Origin of the sequence: Terriglobus sp. YAF25, from assembly GCF_052113305.1 — a bacterium.
Classification (GTDB): domain Bacteria; phylum Acidobacteriota; class Terriglobia; order Terriglobales; family Acidobacteriaceae; genus Terriglobus.
Map to the genome: position 1 here is coordinate 1 of NZ_JBFRCY010000516.1, position 3,418 is coordinate 3,418.

At 53.8% G+C, this 3,418-nt stretch carries 3 protein-coding genes and 1 pseudogene; 2 read left to right on the forward strand and 2 right to left on the reverse strand.

The genetic code is table 11. The features are described 5' to 3' along the window. Both AB4043_RS19135 and AB4043_RS19140 read left to right on the forward strand, forming a co-directional pair. Positions 1-222, forward strand: a pseudogene (locus AB4043_RS19135) (succinate dehydrogenase/fumarate reductase iron-sulfur subunit); the annotation flags it as partial. Positions 223-238: 16 nt separating this feature from the next. After that, positions 239-754, forward strand: a complete 516-nt coding sequence (locus tag AB4043_RS19140; protein WP_442301789.1) for a hypothetical protein — start codon at positions 239-241, stop codon at positions 752-754. Positions 755-1,270: 516 nt separating this feature from the next. Here the strand turns inward: AB4043_RS19140 and AB4043_RS19145 are convergent. Together AB4043_RS19145 and dmpG are read right to left on the reverse strand one after the other, a co-directional pair. Then, positions 1,271-2,326 (reverse strand): NAD-dependent epimerase/dehydratase family protein, encoded by a 1,056-nt coding sequence (locus AB4043_RS19145; RefSeq protein WP_442301790.1) that lies wholly within the window; start codon positions 2,324-2,326, stop codon positions 1,271-1,273. Position 2,327: 1 nt separating this feature from the next. Beyond that, entirely contained in the window at positions 2,328-3,344 is a 1,017-nt protein-coding gene (dmpG, locus tag AB4043_RS19150; RefSeq protein ID WP_442301791.1) for a 4-hydroxy-2-oxovalerate aldolase, read from the reverse strand. Positions 3,345-3,418 lie beyond the last annotated feature (74 nt).

Here is a 3,418-nt window from a genome sequence, read left to right on the forward strand (position 1 = left end):
CTTGAGATGCATCCGCTCGACGGCGTCTCCCGGGCACACGTGTTAAAGGAGGAGCTTGGCATCGGCCTCTGCAACATCACGAAGTGYTGCACCGAGGTCTGCCCCGAAGACATCCATATCACCGACAATGCCATCATTCCGCTCAAGGAGCGAGTGGTGGACGAGTTCTATGACCCGCTGCTCATGCTCGTCCGCAAAATCCGCAGCGCAAAAAAAGTCTAGGCGTGGAGGAAGCGCCATGGAATACAAACTCAAACGCATTTCAACAGCGGGGATCGCCGAGGCTATCGCGAAGGCGGAACTTTACCGCTCGCTTAACGAACCAGAAGAAGCAGAGTCGATCTGTCGCGATATCCTGACCATCGAACCTCAGCACCAACGCGCATTGCGTTTACTCGGGCTCACTCTTACGGATCAGTTCACCGGGGGCTCGTCCGATCGTTACCGCGAAACGGAACTGACCTTCCAGCAGCTCAACGACCCCTACGAGCGACTCTACTACTCTGGGATTCTGTCCGAACGGCGCGCAAAAGCACAGCTCAGCGCAGGACAACCACCGGAGATGCTGCTGGTGCTTTTTGAAGAAGCGCTGCACTTTTTCGCAGAAGCTGAAAAGGTCCGTCCGGCTGGAAACGACGATGCTATCCTTCGCTGGAATCGTTGCGTACGCCTGCTCCAGAACCCAACGTATGTGTGGGATATATGGAAACAGGAACGTGCCCCGTTCGATGCCCAGGACGCACCACCAACCTAGGGTGTGTCGTCAAACTCGTGCCGTCAGCGCCGGGAGCAGATTTTTACGAGATCGAGGAGTGAGGAGAGAACTGTAGCCGGCCTACTGGAACGACGAGTGACGAAGAGATCGGGAATCGGGGTCCCCAGTCAGCTTTGCTGGCTGGGGTGAAGAAAATCTGCCCCGGCCCTTCGGGTTGCGACGCAACGCTGGCGACAGGAGTTTGACGACACACCCTAGGGCAACGTTGAATTCACTTCCGTTCTGGAGAGGTTTGCAACTCAGTCGATGCGCAGCAGAAGCTTGTTCATGACCGTGCCCGATGCGTGTCTAGGGCAGAGATGTAGGCTCTGTCTCACACTGAACTGGCCGAGGTAATTCAAACGCACGTTGGCCGAGGCCTATCACCTAAAAGTGACGGATGAAGTTGCGCAGCCGGAATCGAAGCCTTAGCCCAACTTCTTTTGAGAGTTCCATCACGCCGTAGTGTCAGGGGTGGAGTTAGAACACCAAAAGACAAAAGTTTCGATGGCTTTGCTACGCCCGAATCTGGTTATGCCAACGGATCGTTCGTGCTAGCGCATCGTCCAGGCCGAACCGAAGTTCGAGACCAAATTCCCTCTCCACATCGTCAACGTTCGGCACGAAATACGATTTCCTAGCGTTGAGCATGGGCTTGCCCTTGTTGATAGCCACGTCACTTGCTGCCAGAGTCCGGATTTTCTCAGCGAGATTTAGAAGAGAGATACCCTCCGGACTTCCCAGGTTGTAACTCGCTCCCGGCTCACCGGATATGAGGAGATTGAGCAGCCACCAAGCCATATCGGCGCCATACATGTAGCTACGGACTGCAGTGCCGTCTCCTTGAATCCGGATCGGCTGCTTGGCTGTGACATTCCCGATGAAGTTGTTGACCGCCCATGGTGCATCGATTGGTTGATACGGACCTACAAATGAGAAAGGGCGCACATTCAGAATAGGCATCCGATACTGATTGCGATAGATGGCGCACAAAGATTCCGCGTAACGCTTTGCTTCAACGTATGCGGTTGAAAAGCTGTTCGGGTCGAAGCCTTCAAAGCGGCGTCCTGTTACAGCCTCATCCTCAGAGTGATAGCCGTATACATACCCCGAGCTCACGTTTAGAAGGCCTTGCAAGGCAGGTAGACGTGACGCGCACTCCAGTATCGTCTGCGTTCCTTGCGTAATCGTCCGCGACGCATGAATCGGCTGTGAGTTATGTACTCGTAAATCGGGCGAAGCAGCTGCGTGGATGATCCAGTTCACATTCGCAGGCAGCTCGTGCACCGACCGAATGTCATCCTGAATAATGGTGTTCTGTTCGCTCTCATAAAGATGTGGAGCGGACTTTCGCGCATAGCCGAAATCTGTCGCCAGCAAAAGCAGCTTGACGTTCAACTTCCGTTCACGCCTGAGGTAAGTGAACACCTCCGTCATCCAGATCCCCATGAATCCCGATGCGCCGGTAATCAACACACAGCTGTTCTCAAGCTTTGAGAGATCAATCGGCGTTACGACCCGCTTCAGATCGTCCTGCAGAAATTGCTGTCGCATCTGCAACTCTTCACTCATCTCAGCCTCTTCCACTCAATTCATTCGCGACTTCAATAATCATGTCTTCTTGCCCAGCCACAACCTTTCGGCGGCCGAGCTCAAAAAAAATATCTCTTGGGTCGAGACCGTATTCCGCGGCAATGCGGTTGACTGGTTTCACATAGCCGGAAAATACACCGGCCAATCCACTGACGATACTCACAGAAGAAATTGTCGGCAGGGATTCGACCAAGCGCTTTTCAGAGAGGTCGCCGGCATCAAGAATCTTGTACAGATCAATGCCGGTATGTATGCCCAGCTTCTCGAGAACGGCAATCAGTGTCTCCAATTGTGTATTGCCCGCCCCAGCGCCAAATCCTCTAGCTGTCGCGTCCAGAATGGACGCTCCTGCATCGATGGCAGCAAGTGAATTTGCAACCGCCATTCCAAGATTGTTATGTCCATGAAATCCGACCGGAATGCCAAGCGCATCCACAAGTGCTTGAATGCGCGCTGTCACTTCAGCAGGCAAATAGGCACCTGCAGAATCCATAATGATCAGCGCTTCGGCTCCATATGCTTCCATCTTTAGAGCTTCTTCCACTAAAACTTCCACCGAAGCCATGTGCGTCATCATCAACACACCAAACACTTCGCGGCCGTTTTCCTTGATGAAGGAGATGTGACGTTCTGTGATATCAGCCTCGGTGCAATGTGAGGCGATACGAAATACATCTACGCCGACATCTATCGCCAGCCGCAGATCCCGATGAATTGTGGCAAATCCTGGAATGACGTGGACGCCAAGCTTTGAATTGGTCAACGCCTTGCGAGCGGCTTCTAAAGCGCTTTTGTCATCCGCCTTTGCCAGGCCAACCTGCAAAGAGGAAGCGCCAAGGCCATTGCCATGGCCAACCTCAACAATAGGCACTCCGGCAGCATCGGCGGCGGCAGCATATGCCGCGATTTGTTCCACGCTGAGCTGGTGCCGGATCGCGTGGTTGCCATCGCGGAGAGTCGGATCGCAGATAAGGATGCTACGTTCTTGCTTTGGCATAATGCTCCGCCGTGGCGATTGCCGCGCAGTTGATGATATCCAGATTTCCTGCATAGGCCGGCAGATAATCTCCC